At 64.4% G+C, this 15,490-nt stretch carries 17 protein-coding genes; 5 read left to right on the forward strand and 12 right to left on the reverse strand.

Annotated elements, in window-relative coordinates; genetic code table 11:
* Positions 1-17: 17 nt before the first annotated feature.
* The 4 genes from PP263_RS17180 to PP263_RS17195 all read right to left on the reverse strand — a co-directional run bounded on the left by PP263_RS17180 (position 18) and on the right by PP263_RS17195 (position 3,543).
* Entirely contained in the window at positions 18-1,523 is a 1,506-nt protein-coding gene (locus PP263_RS17180; protein WP_308365022.1) for a serine protease, read from the reverse strand.
* 84 nt (positions 1,524-1,607) lie between these two features.
* The gene (locus PP263_RS17185) at positions 1,608-1,985 is read right to left on the reverse strand and encodes an RNA-binding S4 domain-containing protein (RefSeq protein WP_183458055.1); all 378 of its coding nucleotides are present in this window, start codon (positions 1,983-1,985) and stop codon (positions 1,608-1,610) included.
* A 152-nt stretch (positions 1,986-2,137) separates the two neighbouring features.
* Positions 2,138-2,791: a GMP/IMP nucleotidase gene (yrfG, locus tag PP263_RS17190; protein ID WP_308365023.1), complete on the reverse strand. Its 654-nt coding sequence runs from the start codon at positions 2,789-2,791 to the stop codon at positions 2,138-2,140.
* 77 nt (positions 2,792-2,868) lie between these two features.
* Positions 2,869-3,543: a lysoplasmalogenase gene (locus PP263_RS17195; RefSeq protein WP_308365025.1), complete on the reverse strand. Its 675-nt coding sequence runs from the start codon at positions 3,541-3,543 to the stop codon at positions 2,869-2,871.
* 83 nt (positions 3,544-3,626) lie between these two features.
* On the opposite strand from PP263_RS17195, the gene cysK reads away from it, so the two are divergent.
* The 5 genes from cysK to PP263_RS17220 all read left to right on the forward strand — a co-directional run bounded on the left by cysK (position 3,627) and on the right by PP263_RS17220 (position 6,852).
* Positions 3,627-4,544 carry a cysteine synthase A gene (gene cysK / locus PP263_RS17200; protein ID WP_308365028.1) on the forward strand — a complete coding sequence of 306 codons (918 nt, stop codon included), beginning with the start codon at positions 3,627-3,629 and terminating at the stop codon, positions 4,542-4,544.
* Positions 4,545-4,692: 148 nt separating this feature from the next.
* Positions 4,693-5,532: a 3'(2'),5'-bisphosphate nucleotidase CysQ gene (gene cysQ, locus PP263_RS17205; RefSeq protein ID WP_308365029.1), complete on the forward strand. Its 840-nt coding sequence runs from the start codon at positions 4,693-4,695 to the stop codon at positions 5,530-5,532.
* Between the two features lie 83 nt (positions 5,533-5,615).
* A complete protein-coding gene (locus tag PP263_RS17210) occupies positions 5,616-5,822 on the forward strand; it encodes a hypothetical protein (protein ID WP_183458065.1) in 207 nt (68 codons plus the stop codon).
* A 148-nt stretch (positions 5,823-5,970) separates the two neighbouring features.
* Positions 5,971-6,252, forward strand: coding sequence for a type II toxin-antitoxin system HicB family antitoxin (locus PP263_RS17215; protein ID WP_183458067.1), 282 nt, complete (start codon positions 5,971-5,973; stop codon positions 6,250-6,252).
* Between the two features lie 39 nt (positions 6,253-6,291).
* Positions 6,292-6,852, forward strand: a complete 561-nt coding sequence (locus PP263_RS17220; protein WP_308365030.1) for an outer membrane beta-barrel protein — start codon at positions 6,292-6,294, stop codon at positions 6,850-6,852.
* 69 nt (positions 6,853-6,921) lie between these two features.
* On the opposite strand, the gene PP263_RS17225 is transcribed toward PP263_RS17220, so the two are convergent.
* The 8 genes from PP263_RS17225 to PP263_RS17260 all read right to left on the reverse strand — a co-directional run bounded on the left by PP263_RS17225 (position 6,922) and on the right by PP263_RS17260 (position 15,488).
* Complete coding sequence (locus tag PP263_RS17225) at positions 6,922-7,962, reverse strand: hypothetical protein (RefSeq protein WP_308365032.1); 1,041 nt, start codon at positions 7,960-7,962, stop codon at positions 6,922-6,924.
* Between the two features lie 184 nt (positions 7,963-8,146).
* On the reverse strand, positions 8,147-8,572 hold the full coding sequence (locus PP263_RS17230) for a hypothetical protein (protein WP_308365034.1): 426 nt from the start codon (positions 8,570-8,572) through the stop codon (positions 8,147-8,149).
* Positions 8,573-8,696: 124 nt separating this feature from the next.
* Positions 8,697-10,031 carry a DUF58 domain-containing protein gene (locus PP263_RS17235; RefSeq protein WP_308365035.1) on the reverse strand — a complete coding sequence of 445 codons (1,335 nt, stop codon included), beginning with the start codon at positions 10,029-10,031 and terminating at the stop codon, positions 8,697-8,699.
* The gene (locus PP263_RS17240) at positions 10,028-11,026 is read right to left on the reverse strand and encodes a MoxR family ATPase (RefSeq protein WP_308365037.1); all 999 of its coding nucleotides are present in this window, start codon (positions 11,024-11,026) and stop codon (positions 10,028-10,030) included. The genes PP263_RS17235 and PP263_RS17240 overlap by 4 nt, the downstream gene beginning before the upstream one ends.
* Positions 11,023-12,312 carry a DUF4350 domain-containing protein gene (locus tag PP263_RS17245; RefSeq protein ID WP_308365039.1) on the reverse strand — a complete coding sequence of 430 codons (1,290 nt, stop codon included), beginning with the start codon at positions 12,310-12,312 and terminating at the stop codon, positions 11,023-11,025. Before PP263_RS17245 ends, PP263_RS17240 begins: the two co-directional genes overlap by 4 nt.
* On the reverse strand, positions 12,305-13,858 hold the full coding sequence (locus PP263_RS17250) for a DUF4129 domain-containing protein (protein WP_308365041.1): 1,554 nt from the start codon (positions 13,856-13,858) through the stop codon (positions 12,305-12,307). Before PP263_RS17250 ends, PP263_RS17245 begins: the two co-directional genes overlap by 8 nt.
* Positions 13,848-14,807, reverse strand: coding sequence for a stage II sporulation protein M (locus PP263_RS17255; protein ID WP_308365043.1), 960 nt, complete (start codon positions 14,805-14,807; stop codon positions 13,848-13,850). The genes PP263_RS17250 and PP263_RS17255 overlap by 11 nt, the downstream gene beginning before the upstream one ends.
* Positions 14,808-15,488 (reverse strand): RDD family protein, encoded by a 681-nt coding sequence (locus tag PP263_RS17260; RefSeq protein WP_308365044.1) that lies wholly within the window; start codon positions 15,486-15,488, stop codon positions 14,808-14,810.
* Positions 15,489-15,490 lie beyond the last annotated feature (2 nt).

Genomic DNA, 15,490 nt, shown 5'->3' on the forward strand with positions numbered 1-15,490 from the left:
TGATCACCGGCCGCCGATCACTCGCCACCTTCCTCCTGCGCCAGGGTGCTGAACAGCCCCTGTGAGTGGCGGTTGGGGATGTGGTAGGTCTGCAGTATGAAGGGTTGTTGCTCGCGCGCGGCGGCGGCGTCCAGCACCATGCGATAACCGCCCTGGTCGCGCAACTCGACGAAGGGCTGTTCGTTGCTTTCCATCAACTGGGCGAATTCCTCGAAGTCCGCCACCGGCGAGCCGTTGACCGAATCGATAATCCAGTTTTTCCAGTCGTGGTAGCCCAGGTTCACCGCCGCCGGCAGCACCTTCAGCGCCACCACCAGTTCGCGGCGTTGGGCGTCCCCCCACTGGTTGCGCGCATGGAGATAATCGATAGGCGCCTTGGAGTGCCAATTGTTCCCCCAGCGCTTGATCAGGTTCATGTTCAGCGGCACGAACACCACGCCGCCGTAGATGTAATAGCGGGGACGCTGGTCGTACTGTTCGCTCAATACCAGCGAGCGTGACAGCGGCGCCGCCGCCAGTTCGATCTTCGCGCTGTGCACCTCGCCGTTGCGGGAGAAGCGCACCGGCAGTTTGTCGCCCACATGGTACTGATCCACTGCGTAGTGGTAGTTGGTGCGCTGGTTTTCGCTCCACTCCACGGTGCGGTCCGCGGCCACCGCGTAGCCGTCCACCTCCAGCAGCACGTCGCCCGGGCGCAGTACCTGGGCTGCGGGCGAATCCTCGAAGACCTTCACGATCAGCGCGCCCTCCTGACCGTCGTCGAGGTCGGCAGCCTGCTTCATGGCCGGGCTCTCCATGCTCTGGGTGACCGCGCCCAGTTCGGGGAAGCCCTGGTGCACGCCGTCTTCGGCATCCTCGAGCACATGCTGGATCACGCTGGGGGGGACGAAATAGCCCAGGTTCTCGGCGCCCTGGCTCTGGTTGGTCTGCATGGCCACGCCGACGATACGGCCGTTGGAAATCACCGGTCCGCCGCTATTGCCGGGGTTGATGGCGGCATCTATCTGCCCGGCCATCAGGTAGCTCTCGGCGTGGGCGTAGTACTGGTGCTCAACCCGCGAGAGCACGCCGCGGGTGATGGACAGGGACTTGCCGCCGATGGGGTAGCCATACACCGTGACTTCCTCCTGCAGGTCCGGCAATTCGCCCATGGCCAGGGGGCGGGTGCCCTCGAAGAAGCTGTCGTCCTCCACGGTGAGCAGGGCCAGGTCCGCATCGTGGGATACGAACTGCACCCGGGCGCGGAATTTCTCCGCGTCACCGTGGCGCTGTACCTGGATAAAGCTGCCGTTGGCTATTACATGCGCGTTGGTGAGTATGCGCTTGCCATCGATCACCGCGCCGGAGCCGGACAGTTGCTGGGCGTTGAGCAGCGCCCAGGGATTGAAGTAGTCCGGCGCTGCGGCGGTAGTGTAGATCTTGATAATGGAGCGCTTGAGCTGCTCCCGTTCGCGGCTGTCGGCGGCGGCGGGCTGGGTGAATATCAGCAGCAGGAGGGCGAGGGGGGCTAGTCGTTTCATCATGGGCGGCGAAATTATTGCTTAGTGTGGCGAGTGTAGCAGTTGGTGCAGTACTCCTGTAGGAGTCTGTCTGCGGGCGAAAATTCCCTAGTCCTGTTCGCGCAGGAAGCGGTGAATCTGCCGGCGCTGTTTCTTGTTGGGGCGCTCGCTGTGGACGCCAGCGTTGCCGGCCCGTCGCTCGGCGCTAGCCTGCTCGCGCCTGGCGATACTGGCTTCGGTTTCCCGGTACAGGGTGCGGGCGACGTCGGCGCCGCGGCGCTGGTCGGACAGGGCCAGCACCTCCACTTCCACCAGATCCCATCCCTGGCGGATGCCCAGGGTGATGCCGGTGGTGATCTCCTTGCTGGCTTTGATCCGCTGGCCGTCGGCGTGCACCTTGCCGCCCTCGATGGCCTGCTTGGCGATGCTGCGGGTCTTGTAGAAGCGCGCGGCCCAGAGCCACTTGTCGATGCGTACTTTGTCCATTGAGGTGTGAATTTGATTACTCAATTGAAAGGGTTTGCGCCTGTAGGAGCGGGCCATGCCCGCGATCGATCCGGGATTCAACCACCGCCGGTCGCGGGCATGGCGGATGGCCGCCCCGCCGCTCCTACAGCGAGAACTAGCCGCGGCTCGTTTCAAATAGTCATTATCTCATCGAACTGGTGAATCGCCGGGAAATCCGCGATCTCCCGCATGGGGCCGCGGCTGTCCGGCTGGCGGATGCACAGCAACCGGCCGATGCCGTAGGCGCGGGCGGCGGCTAGTACGCTCTCGTTGTCGTCCACGAACAGGGTGCGGGAGGGCTCGAAGTCGATATGTTCCCGCAGCGCCGGCCAGAAGTGTTCGCTCTCCTTGGCGTGGCCCAGGTCGTGGGAGGAGACGATGCCGTCCAGCCAGCGGTCTATGCCGGTGATTTCCAGCTTGTGGGCGAGGCCGGCCGGATGGGCGTTGGTGACCAGTTGTACCTGCTTGTCCAACCGGCGCAACCCCTCGAGAAAGGATTCTGTCTGCGGGCGCAGGGCAATGCGGTCCTCAATCTCGCGCAGGATGGCGGCGATATCCAGTTTCAGTTCCCGGGACCAGAAGTTCAGGCAGTACCACTCCAGGGTGCCGCGGCGGGCATCGATCTGCGCGCCCAACTGCTCTTCCGCCTGTGCCAGCGGGATATCGTGGATCTCCGCGTAGCGCCTGGGCAGGTGGGTGAGCCAGAAGTGGTTATCGTAGTGCAGGTCGAGCAGGGTGCCGTCCATATCCAACAGCACCGTGTCGACGTTTTGCCAGTCGAGCATGGGATTCAGTTTACCTCTCGTTTAAGGGCGATGGAGCAGAGCATAGGCCATGTTCTTGTCGCCCTTATGAATTCCCATTATGCCCGCGCGCGAGCCAGCCCGTACAGCAGCGCCAGCTGCGCCCCGTAGTAGGTGACCATGATCGCGGTGCCGGCCATTGGCAGCGGGATCACGAATTTATTCAGCGCGATCAGGGTATCGGAAACCATAAAGGTGACAGCGCCGGCGAACAGCAGCGCAGAGTCGCCCCGGTGGGCGGCGGCGCAGAGGGCCATGATCACGATCGCCAGCAGGTAGACCAGCACTGCTGGTGCCAGTTCCTCCGCCGCCGGCAGCAGCACTCGCGCCAGCAGCAGGGCGGTGATCAGCACCGGTACGCCGCGCAGCGCGGTGCGCCGGCTGCGGAAGTCCGCCGCGCGCAGGAAGTTGCCGGCGTAGATCAGCTGCGCGAGCAGGAAGGCGCCAAGGCCATAGACAAAGCCATTGGAGAACTCCAGGGCCAGCAACAGGTCTCCCAGCGCGGAGAAAGTCAGTGCGCAGAGGGTCAGGGTGCGGGTGAAGCCTCCCAGGCTGCGCAGGGCGAGCAGCGCGAGTATGGCGATGGGCACAATTTTCATCGACGCCATCCAGGGGCCGCGCAGGCCGTAGGCATCGAGCACCATATAAATCGCCGCACACGCCGTGAAGGCCAGGAGCGGGCGCGACAGGGACCGTGACAGCGGACTCGCGACGGTTGCGGGGGACTCAGTCATGGCTTTTCTCGCGTTTTTCTTGTATTTGTGTGGGGCAGTATTTGGCAAGAATATTCGACAGGCAAATCAGGAGAGCGTCGCGCATGAAGGCAGCCAATATTCTCGAAACCATCGGCAACACACCCCACGTCCGCATCAATCACCTGTTTCGCCCGGATATCGAGGTGTGGATGAAGGTGGAGCGCTTCAATCCCGGCAGCAGTATCAAGGACCGCATCGCACTGTCGATGGTGGAGCAGGCGGAGGCCAGCGGCGAACTCAAACCCGGCGGAGTGATTGTCGAGCCCACTTCCGGCAACACCGGCGTCGGCCTGGCGATGGTGGCCGCGGTGCGCGGCTACCGGCTGATTCTCACCATGCCGGAATCCATGTCGGTGGAGCGGCGCAAGATCATGAAGGCGATGGGTGCGGAAATCGTGCTGACCCCCAGGGAGCGCGGCATGGGCGGCGCCATCGAGCGGGCCCAGGAACTGCTGGAGGAGAACGCCAACAGCTGGATGCCGCAGCAGTTCAACAACCCCGCCAACGTCAAGGCGCACCGGGAGAAGACCGCACAGGAAATCCTCGCGGATTTTCCCGAGGGGCTGGACTACCTGATCACCGGCGTCGGCACCGGCGGCCATATCACCGGTTGCAGCGAAGTGCTGAAAGAGCATTTCCCCAAACTGAAGACCTTCGCGGTGGAGCCGGAGAAATCACCGGTGATCACCGGCGGCGAGAAGGGCCTGCACCGGCTGCAGGGAATCGGCGCGGGCTTTATACCGAAGATCCTCAATACCGACGTCCTCGACGACGTTATCCTGGTCAGCGAGGAGGACAGCTTCGAGATGGCCCAACAGTGTGCCCTGAGGGAGGGGATCTTCGTCGGCATCTCCTCCGGCGCCACCCTGGCGGCGGTAAAACAGCGCCAGGACCAGCTCCCTGCCGGCAGCCGGGTGCTGATATTCAGCTACGACACCGGCGAGCGGTACCTGTCTATCGAGGGCCTCTTTCCCGCCTGAAAAATTGTTCAAGTTGAGCCGTAGGGTGCGCCGCGCGCACCACTGCAGAGCCGAGCCCCGGTGCGCACGGCGCACCCTACTGTCGGCTACCGGTGAGATCGCCGGAGCCGATGCGTATAATGCCCCGCTCATACAAGCAGGAGTGATTATGGACAAGGCGCTGGATATGAAGGTATTGGTGGAGCAGGTGATCGACATCTGCGCCCGCGCGGGCGAGGCGATCCTCGAGGTGTACAACAGCAGCGCCGAGCTGGAAGTGGATACCAAGGCGGACGATTCCCCGGTCACCGCCGCAGACCTGGCCGCCCACCGGTTGCTGGAGCCGGCGCTGGCGGCGCTGATCGAAGGTGTGCCGGTGCTCTCCGAGGAACAGGAAACCCTGCCCTATAGTGAGCGCCGACAGTGGAAGCGCTACTGGATCGTCGACCCGCTGGACGGCACCAAGGAATTTATCCGCCGCACCGGCGAGTTCACCGTGAACGTGGCGCTGATCGAGGACGGCGAGCCGGTGCTGGGGGTGGTGCACGTACCGGTGCTGGATATCACCTACGCCGGCTGCAAAAACAACGGCGCCTTCAAACGCAGCGCCGGGACCGAACAGTCGATTCGCGTGCGCAGCCTGGCGCCGCGCCTTGAGGCCGGCGAGCCGGTGGAACTGGTGGCCAGCCGCAGCCACGGCGCCGGCGCCGTGGACCGTCTGGTGGAACGCATCGAATCCGATCTGGGCAGTGTGGCCTGCAAGAATATGGGCAGTTCGCTCAAGCTGTGCCTGGTGGCCGAGGGCGCTGCGGACCTCTACCCGCGCCTGGCGCCCACCTGCGAGTGGGATACCGCCGCGGCCCAGGCGGTAGTGGAGGCCGCGGGAGGCGTGGTGGTGGACGACAAGTTCCGGCTGTTGCGCTACAACACCAAGGATTCCCTGCTCAATCCCCACTTCTATGTCATCGGCGACTCCGGGTTTCCCTGGCGAGAATTGCTCACAAAGTAACCAATTTCAACTAAGCTTTACTGTAAGCCAAGTTTTCGGGCGACCAGGTTCGCCCGGCTGTCTGTATTGGTAGAGGTAGAGCCATGACCCGCCCCCGCAGCGCTCACGTCAACATCAGCGAGAGCGAGACCCGCAAGCTGCGCCAGCAGCTGGAAGTGGAAATCACCTGGCTGAACCGGCAACTGGAGGAGCTGCAGGGTGCGGAGACCGACCTGGATATCTCCCTGCTGCAGACCTACCGGGAGATGATCTTCTCCCGTCGCGCGCTGCTCGGCCGCATTCCCCGCTGAGGCGGAAATTTTTTCAAAGGCCTTGGAAAGGCGCGCAATTTTATTTTGGGAAAACTCCCAGGCCCGGAGTTTTTTCGCGCGCAAATTTGCCACGGAAAACTGAAAGCCGTCTACGCTTGGTACGTTAATGTAATAAGAGTAACGTCCGATGCGTTATCCGGTTGTGGTTCACAATATTGAATACGCCGGCTTCGGCGCCATAGCGCCGGACCTGCCCCATTGCCATTGCCACGCCGACACCCTCGATGCCACGCTGCAGAAAATGGCGGAAACCATTTTGCAGCGCCTGGAAGAAGTGCGTGCCGTTGGAAAGGCGCCGCCCACGCCGGGCAATATAGAAACCCTGCGCAACAACCCGGCTTTTGCCGGCGGCATCTGGGCCATTATCGACGTGGCACATTCCCACTCGTCTCCCAGCGCCGAACCCTGAATATCTATCGGTAAATCGTTTGCACCAAGGAAGGTTGTGATGAAAAAAATCCTGTTTGTCCTCGCTTTTCTCACCTCATCTACAGCCGGCGCGATAGGGTGGAACAACCCCATCGAAGGTATCTGCGCCGGCGAATACCGGGTGATTACCACTCTTGGTTCGGGGCAGGGCGATCTGCAGATCGAGAACGACCAGGATTTTTTCGGCCTCGCCAGTATCGGCATCACGCCCACGGTGGGAGTTTGGCAGGTGGAGCTGCGCTACTCCCATTTCGACGGTAGCGGTGTTACCGTCGACCAGTACGGCATCAACTTCAAGGTGGATTTCAGTCTCGCCTGCGACGTGCAGTGCCTCTACTGGATGGCGGGCTGGAACTACGGCGAGTTCGACGTGGACACTGTGGAGCAGCACGGCTTTGTATTCCTGGTGGACGACCACGACGAGCAGAGCTACTGGAACGCCGGGGTCGGCTACCGCTACAACTGGACGGACGACCTGGATACGTCGTTGGAGTACAACTACAACGATATCGATCGGGTGGCGGGAGTTGACCTGGGGCACCTGCGTACGTGGACGCTCAATTTAAGTTATCGTTTCTAGGTGCAACCGCTCCTACAAGAGTAATTCCTCCTTGTAGGAGCGGCCGCTGGCCGCGATCAGGTTTCCAGGTTATTTAAAAGCGTAGGAAAGACTCATATTCACCCCACTCTCCCGCGCCAACTGGTAGCCGTTGTAGTGCGCGGAAATATCCCCCACCCACTCCAGCCCAAGGCGTACGCCGTCCAGCGCGCCGTCCTGCGCCACCAGGTTGAGGCCCAGCCCCAGGTCCAGCAATTCACCGCCGTAATTGCCCTGCAGATCCGCCGGGCTCGAGTGATTGTGCGAACCCTTGTAGTGACCGTCGATATCCCCCTCTTTTGAGTACTGCAATCGCGCCGACAGGCTCAACCAGTCGGCCACGCGGTAGGCACTCCAGGCAGTGGCGCCGTAGCGCTCGCCAAAGGCGAAGCCGGAATCGTTTTCGCTCTCCATCGGCAGGCGCGCGGAGAGCTGGGCTCCCCAGCTCAGTCTGTCCCGTGCGCCCGTGTAGGTGACGGAGGGCAGCAGGTCCCAGGTGCCGGTGCCCAGCTGCATACCGTAGTGGACGAAGGTGCCGTCGGCATTTTTCTCGTCCACCGAACCGGTGGGCGCGCTCACCGCCAGGGTTGCGTGCAGCCGCTGGGCGCCGGCGTCCGCCAGGCGGAAGAGTCCGCCTACCACCGTGTCGCCGGTGCCGGAAACCCGGCCCCTGTGGCTGCCCATCTCGTGGCCGCCGTGCGTATCGCCGTGGCCGCCGCCGGTCATCGCCATATCCATTTCCATGGACATTGTCTGGGGCATCAGCATCAGGGTCAGGTCGTCGGACACCGCATACATGATGTCCAGCATATGCATTTCCATGGTCATACCGGCGGGCATCATCGAATAGCCGGCTGCGGCCAGGTCCGCCGCGTCCACCTCGTCCGAACCGCGATAGACCCCGGAATATTCGTCGCGCACGGCGCGGTAGCCGAACATCCACTCACCTTTCGCGTGCAGGTGATCGGCCATCACCCCGGCGGGAGCGTGGCCCTCGGGTAGAAAGATCGGCGCCCTGTCCCCGTGGGCGAAAGCGGTTTGCGTGATGAGGCCGGCCGTGGCGGCCAGCAGAACGGAATTAATTTGTTTCACGGATTTTCTCCTGCAATATTTCCGCGCACCGCAAACGCTTTGCAGTGCGCAAATTAAAAAGTTTTTTCGTAACTGCTCACTCGCAGGGAATGTGCGTTGGGTGCCCGCGATCGGCCTCTGTTCGCGGGCATGTCGGATGGCCGCCCCGCCGCTCCTACAGGGGGAGTAGTTACGTTTTTTCTTTCTAGAGATACAGGAAATTGGGAGGGGCGCGCTCGGGCGGCAGAAAATAGCGGTGCCTTTGAGCGCTATTTTTTGTGGGATTGGCAAAGGAGGGGGAAATCCCCGCGATACCCGCGAAAACTTCCGCAGTGCCGGTGACCGCCGCGGTGGCGACGGTGGAAAAGCTGCAGTGATTGTCGGCAAAACTCTGCGCCGTGGGCGCGTCGTGCTGGTGGCCGGCCGGATGGTGATGGCCGTTGTGGCGCGGGGCGAGCAGTTCGAGTAGCAGCGCGCTGCGGCTGTCGCCGTGGCAGTATCCGTAGGGAGCGCCGCCGGCCAGCGGCGCGGGCATAAAGCCCGCGGGCACCAGGCCGCGCACCGCGAGGAATACCGCCAGCAGCAGTACGGCCTGCCAGCGGTGTAAATTGAAGGGTCTGCGCTGTGCCATCGTTTTTGTCGGGTCCGGCTTCGGCAGCGGGATCGATCGCGGCCAGCGGCCGCTCCTAACAAAGATTCTTTTCACTGTAGGAGCGGCCGTTGGCCGCGATCAAAGTTTCAGGATAACCACGGGCTCAGATTCTACCGCTGCGCTTAAGGCGCCAGTAACTCTCCACCAGCGCCATATGCAGCTGCGCCGGCTCCGAGTCCACCACCAGTACGTTGCGCGCGCGCAGTTGTTGCAGCAGGCGTGCGCGGCGGTGCAGGAAATCCCGCGCGGCGGTCCAGTCGATGGCGCTGTCGAAGTCGCGCACCGGTTCGTGCACCAGGTTATCCAGCGCGGTCTCCCGCAGGCTGGCCACCATCACCAGGTGCCGGCGGCTCAGCAGCTGCACCGCGGCCAGCAGTTCGTCGCTGTCCTCGTCGCGCAGGTTGGTCACCAGAATGACCAGGGCGCGGCGCTGGTGCCGGGCCAGCAGCTGCTGCGCGGCGCCGCTGAAGTCGCTGTGGGCCGTGCCGGAGTGCAGGTCGTAGACGTGGTTGAGCAGCAGGTTGATACTCCCCTCCCCCTTTACCGGCGGCAGCTCGCTGTCGCCGCCGCCGGTGGCGAAGGCGTGCAGACCCACCGCGTCCCCCTGCTTGATCGCCACGTAGGCGGACAGCAGCAGCGCGTTGAGGGCGTGGTCGAAGTGGCTGAGTTCGCCGTCCTTGGTGCGCATGCGGCGGCCGCAATCCAGCATGTAGACGATTTCCTGGTCGCGCTCGTCCTGGTACTCGCGGCTGATCAGTTTGCGCATGCGCGCGCTGGCCCGCCAGTCCACCTGCCGCTGGCTGTCGCCGCGACGGTATTCGCGCAACTGGCGGAAGTCCATGCCTTCGCCGCGGCGCTGCTGCTGGTGCAGGCCCAGGTAGCGCAGGCTCTGCTCGGTGCTGAGCGCCTGCAGCGAGGAGATGCCGAGGAAATTGGGGTAGACCTTCACCGTCTGCGGCTCGCCCAGCAGCACTTTTTTCTGCCAAAGTCCCCAGGGGGCGTCCGCCAGCACTTCGATGCGGCCGAAGTCGGCGCGGCCGCGATGGTGTGGTACCACGGGGTAGTCGATCTCCACTTCCTGGTTGCAATCCAGCTGCGCGCGGCGCGGCAGTGCGCGGCTGCGCAATTGGTCGGGAAGCTGGTCGCTCACCAGCAGCGCCAGCGGGCGCGGTCCGAAATTGCGCAGGGTGAGCCGCACCCGGTTCTCAACTCCAAGGGCCAGGTTCCCGGGGAGTTGCCGTTCGCCCTCCGCTCCCCGCACTTTGCGCCCCACCAGCCAGTCCAGCAGTGCCGCCCCCAGCAGCAGGGCGCCGGTGCACCACCAGGCGGTGGCGAGCCCGTCGGCGGCGCGGGGCAGCCAGATGCGCGCGGCGCTGACCACCAGCGCCGCCAGGCACCAGTAGCCGAGCAGTTTTACCAGGCGGCGGCTCGGTCTCACAGCCGGGGCGCTTCCACTGTTTCGATGATCTGTGCCAGTACCGAGTCCGCGGTCTCGCCGTCGATCTCCATATCCGGCGACAGGCCCACGCGGTGGCGCATTACCGGGATAGCCATGGCCTTGACGTCATCCGGCAGTACGAACTCGCGGCCCTGGAGCAGCGCCTGGGCGCGGGCCGCCTGCAACAGGCCGATACTGGCGCGGGGGCCGGCGCTGCGGCGCAGCTGCGCGCTTTCGCGGGTGGCGCGCACCAGGCGCACTGCGTAGTGCAGCACCTGCTGATCTACCGCGACTTTGGGCACCAGGGCCTGCAACTGTTGCAGCTGTTCGACGGTGAGCAGGCCGACCGGCTGTTGCAGCTGCTGTTCGATGCGCCCGCTGCTCGCCGCCGCGGCCAGTTTCAATTCCGCCTCCAGGCTGGGGAAATCGATCAGCACCTTGAGCAGAAAGCGGTCCAGCTCCGCCTCCGGCAGCGGATAGGTGCCCTCCTGCTCGATGGGGTTCTGGGTGGCCAGCACCATAAACGGGCTCGGGGTGGGCAGGGCTTCGCCGTCGATGGTGACCTGCTTCTCCTGCATCACTTCCAGCAGCGCCGCCTGGGTTTTCGCAGGAGCGCGGTTGATTTCGTCCGCCAGCAACAGGTTGGTGAACACCGGTCCGCGGCGCACCTCGAAGCGGCTCTCGCCCATGTGGTAGATGGCGTGGCCGGTGACGTCCGCAGGCATCAGGTCCGGGGTGAACTGGATGCGCCGGAAGCGGCCGCCGAAACAGTTGGCCAGGGAGCGCACCAGCAGGGTCTTGCCCAGGCCAGGCACCCCCTCGAGCAGTACGTGGCCGGAGGCGAGCAGCGCGATCAGCACCTGCTCCACCACTTCCTCCTGGCCGATCAGCAGCCGGTTGATGGTATTGCGCAGCAGTGTCAGCTGGGCGCCGGCGGCCTGCCATTGTTCAGTTTCCGCGGATTGTTCTGTGGGGGTATTCAGGGTTTCGCTCATAGTGCGGCCTCGATTTGCTGCAGTTTGCGCATCTGTTCGGTAAAGGTCTCTTCGCTCCGGGGCGGGTCGCCCCAGAGGGTCGCGGCGATGGAGGATTCGTCCAGCCCGGTCTGTGCGGCCAGTTGTGTGCAGAGTTTGCGCCGGATCGGCGGGCTGGCGCGCTCCCCGCCCAGCCGTCGCAGCAGCGCGTCCCGCTGCTGGCGCACCAGGTTTTCGCAGTGCCCGGCGCGCCAGTAGTAGTGGCCGCAGGCGGAGATATGTTCCAGCAGCGAGCGCCGCGCGGTCTCCGGTTCCGGCGCGCGGGGGCCGAAGCGGCGCGAGCGGTACAGCAGCCAGGCGAGCAGGGCCAGGGCGCCGGCGAGGAAGAACTCCCCGGCGTAGCGCCGCGCCAGCTCTCCCAGCGAGTCGAAACGCGGGCGGGTGAGAAAGACGAAGTTGCCGTCGGAGGCGAGCAGGCGCAGCAGGTAGGCGTGGTCGAAATGGCCGATGCGGTCCGATCGCCAGAGGCCGCCGTCCGCGACAATGGTGATCAGCCCGTCGCCGCGCTCGAACTGCATAAAGGGCACGCCGGTGTCGTCGCGGTGAATTTTGGCCCAGAATACGGGCCCGTCGCTGGCCTCTTCTTCCTCCAGTGCCGGGTGTTGAAGCTGGTGGCGGCCGGTGAAATGCAACCGGTACTCGCCGCCATCTTCGGTGGCCAGGGTGACCAGGTCCTCCGGGTCCACATCCGGATTGCGCGGCGGTTTTTCCTCTTCGGCGGACTCCTCCTTCTCCTCCGGTTCGCCCTCGCGCAGGCGGCGGTTGTGTTCGCGGAGTATTTCGCTGGCGCTCTTGCCCTCGAATTCCTCCGCCTCTTCGCCGAGGAGTTCGCGGAAGGGGTGCTCGAAGTCGATTCCGTCCCGCTCCTCCAGGGAGACCTCCAACCGGTCCAGCAGCCAGTCCCGCTCGCCCTCGCCCGCGATATGGGCTACCACAATGGCGTGGCCGCCGCTCTCCACCCAGCCGAGCAGTTCGTCCGCGCGCTTGAGGTTATACGCCTGGCTGGAGCTGGCCAGATAGAGGGTGTCGTCGGGGGCGAGAGTATTCAGTACGGAGATATTGTCTGCGCGCCGGGTTTGCAGGCCGTCGGCGGCGAGGAACTGCTCCGCGGCCAGGTAGGGGTTGCGCCGGGCCTCCGGCCCCCAGCCGAGGTCCAGTTCCTCGCTGTAGCGCTCGAAGAAATACAGGAAGGCCGCGGTGGTGGCGGCGGTGAGCAGCAGTGATACGGCGAGAAGAAACCTAGTCACGGGCAAACACCTCTTGCCACTGTCCGCACAGGGTCTGCACCCGCGCCATTTCCGGCGCGCGGTGGGCGTAGGCGAGCTGTTGCCAGACCGCAGTCAGCTGCTGTACGAAGCCGCTCAGCGCCGAACTCACCGGCGGCTGTTCTTGATTCCCTCCCCGGCGGTGCTCTACCAGCCGCGCGCACTCGCGCTCTGTGAGGTGATCGCCGAACTCAAAGAGGTAGTCCTCGATCAGGTGTGACAGGGTGGCGCGATACAGCAGCCCCAGTCCGGCCCGCTGCTCGCCCTGTTGCCACAGGCGCAGCACCTCGGCACAGACATCCGCCGGCAGGCTGGACTGGCGCACGTCCAGGCCGAACAGGGTCTCCGGCACGGCCTTTTTTTCTCGCGGGGGCTTTCTGTGGAATTTAAGTGCCCGGCCGAGCTGTTCGCGGTAGTGCCAGAGCAGGTAGGCCGTCAGGCCGATGGCACCGATCCACAGCAGTACTTCCAGCAATCCGGCAACAAGCGGGCCCCAACTGGTTCCGCTGTCCGGAGGCTCATCCGCGGACAGGCTCTCCAGCCACTCGAGAAGGGCGATCACCCATTCGGGGAAGGCCTCGCTCTGCCAGTCGATTTCTTTCAGGCGCCAGCTCTTGACGGTCTCCATCCGGTGGAAGTCCTCGCCCGCAAGGATTTCGTCGATCTGTTCCCGCGCCTGCTCCGGAGTGCCCCCGGCATCGGCGCGGGCCTGCAGTGCCGGCGCCGCGGCAAAAATGCCCAGGGCGCACAGCAGCATCAGCTGCGCCGCGAGGGGGGCGGTCTTTTCGCTGCGCCGCTGGCGTTCCACCAGGTTGCGGAACTGTATCTCGATATCCCAGGCCTCCAGTTCGATGCGCCGGCCGATATACAGGGAGAAACCGCAGACGATATAAAAGGGCGCGACCGCGGCCATCACCAGCAGGTAGAGGCAGTTCAGTGCCCACACCAGCCAGGTTTGCCCGCTGATCAGAAAGGGCATCCAGTCGATCTCCACCTGCTCCGGTATCAGCAGGTAGATCAGTGCTGCCAATGCCAGGAAAAGGATTATTTCCAGGTGGTACCCGGTGAGCGTCAACCAGGTGGCGGCGCTGGCGTGCTTGCGGTGCAGCACGCCGATGCGCGCCCCCCGCGCCGCGCCGCTGCTCTGCTCCAGCAGGGTCACTGGCATATCGAAGGAGCGTGTGGGGCTGAGGCGCCGCCAGCTGAGCCACGCCAGCCAGTCGCGGCGGTTGACGGAAAAGAACTGCTTTAGCGCGGCGCCGGCGGACATCCTCTCACCGAACAGCGCGCGGCTGGCGATCAGCAGCGGCAGGCGGTCGTACACCGGCTTCAGCCACCAGACCAGGAAGAACGCCCACCCCGGGGAGTCGCGCAGCAGCAGCGCTACGATCCCGAACACCAGCGCCGCCGGCAGCAGCCACACGACAAACAGCGGCCACCACAGTCGCCGCGCCAATGCCACGCCCAGGTCGATGGATTCCCAGGGCGAGCGCAGCCGCGCGCGCACCGCCAGCCGGTTAAGGTCCACGGTTCGCCTCCCCGCGCCCGGCGAGGGCGAAGTAAGCGATCACCAGCAACCAAAGCGCCGCGCCCACGCCCAGTTTTATTCCAATCCCCAGTTGGGTGCTGGAGGACCAGAAGGCCTCCAGGAAGGCGGCGATCACCAGCATCGCGAAGGTGCCGTACATGATTTTCATCGCCTCGACACTGGCCAGGCGCAGTGCCACCAGGCGACGGTGGCGGCCGGGATCGATCAGCGACTGGCCCAGGCGCAGGCCGGCGGCGCCGGCGAAGACGATGGCGGTCAGTTCGAAGGCGCCGTGGCCGATCACGAAAGGATAAAAGGTGGATACGAAGCCCACCCGGCTGATATGCCCGAACACCGCGCCCAGGTAGACGCCGTTGAACACCAGGAAAAAAATCGACCCCAGGCCGAAGAGGATGCCCCCCGCAAAGGTGCGGAAGGCGATGCCGATATTGTTCTTGATATAGAAACCGAACATCATCAGGTCGGAATCGGAGCCGCGCTCGCGGCCCAGCACCCGGTTGGCAGGGTCGTACATGGATTCGAACTGCATCACCTGCTCCGGGGTCATCACCGCGTAGATCAGCGCATCGTTCCAGTAGCTGCCGAGCCCCAGCACCAGCGCCGGCAGCACGAAGAGCGCGGTGGCCAGCCAGACGTAGCGGGCCTGCTCGCGGATTGCCCGGGGAAAGCCGGCGGAGAGATACCACAGCCAGGTGTTTTTGCGCAGGGTTTGCTGCTGGTAGACCCGGTGGTGCGCGGCCATCACCAACTGGTTGAGGCGGTCGATCAGGCGGTTGGTGTACTGGCGCTCCACTGCCACCGCCAGCTGCTGGCACAGGCTGCGATAGGCCGCCGGCAGGTCCAGGCCGGCATCGCCGCCGCGCTTGAGCCATTGCTCCAACTGCTGCCAGCTCTCGCCGTACTTGTTCTCGAAATCGTTCTGTTTCATTTATCTGGAACCGAGCAGCCAGCAGCCCACGGCGCGCAGGTACTGCAAACCGGTTTCACCGGATTTGCCGGTCACCGGCTCCAGCAGCCCGGCCAGCTCCCGTTGTCGCGCCTCGCTGAGTTCGCCGTGGCGCTCCGCCAGGCTGATTACCGCCAACTGGTCCTGCAGTTGCAGGTCGCGGGGCGGCGCCAGCGGCGCGACCTTGGGCAGCTCCGGTCGCTGCCCGCCGGTCTGCCGGTAGACCACCAGGGTGCCCGCGGCCATGTCCCCCAGGCGCTGGAAGTTTTTGTTCAGGACCATGGACAAAGTGCCGGCGGCGTAGCCGAACGGCAGGAAGTCGGCGAAGCGCAACAGGTTGCGCAGCAGGGAAGCGCCCCAGGACACGGGGGTGAGATTGTCGTTGACCACGATCAGGCCGAAGGCTTTCTTGCCCGGGGTCTGGCCGTTGCGCACCACTTCAAAAAATACCGGATAGAACCACTCCAGCAGGAAGGAGCACAGCAGCCATATCCCCATACCCGCGCGATCGGCGAACGCCAGCGCAATGCCGAGCGCGGCGAGGATCAGCGAACGGTAGAAGACATCCACCGCATAGGCGAGGATGCGCGGCACAGGCCCGGCGGCCTGTGCTTTCAGGTCGATGCCCTCGGGGGTCTCGATACTGTAGGCGGTGTCCAACAAAC

The sequence above is a fragment of the Microbulbifer sp. TB1203 genome (assembly GCF_030997045.1).
Lineage (GTDB): Bacteria > Pseudomonadota > Gammaproteobacteria > Pseudomonadales > Cellvibrionaceae > Microbulbifer.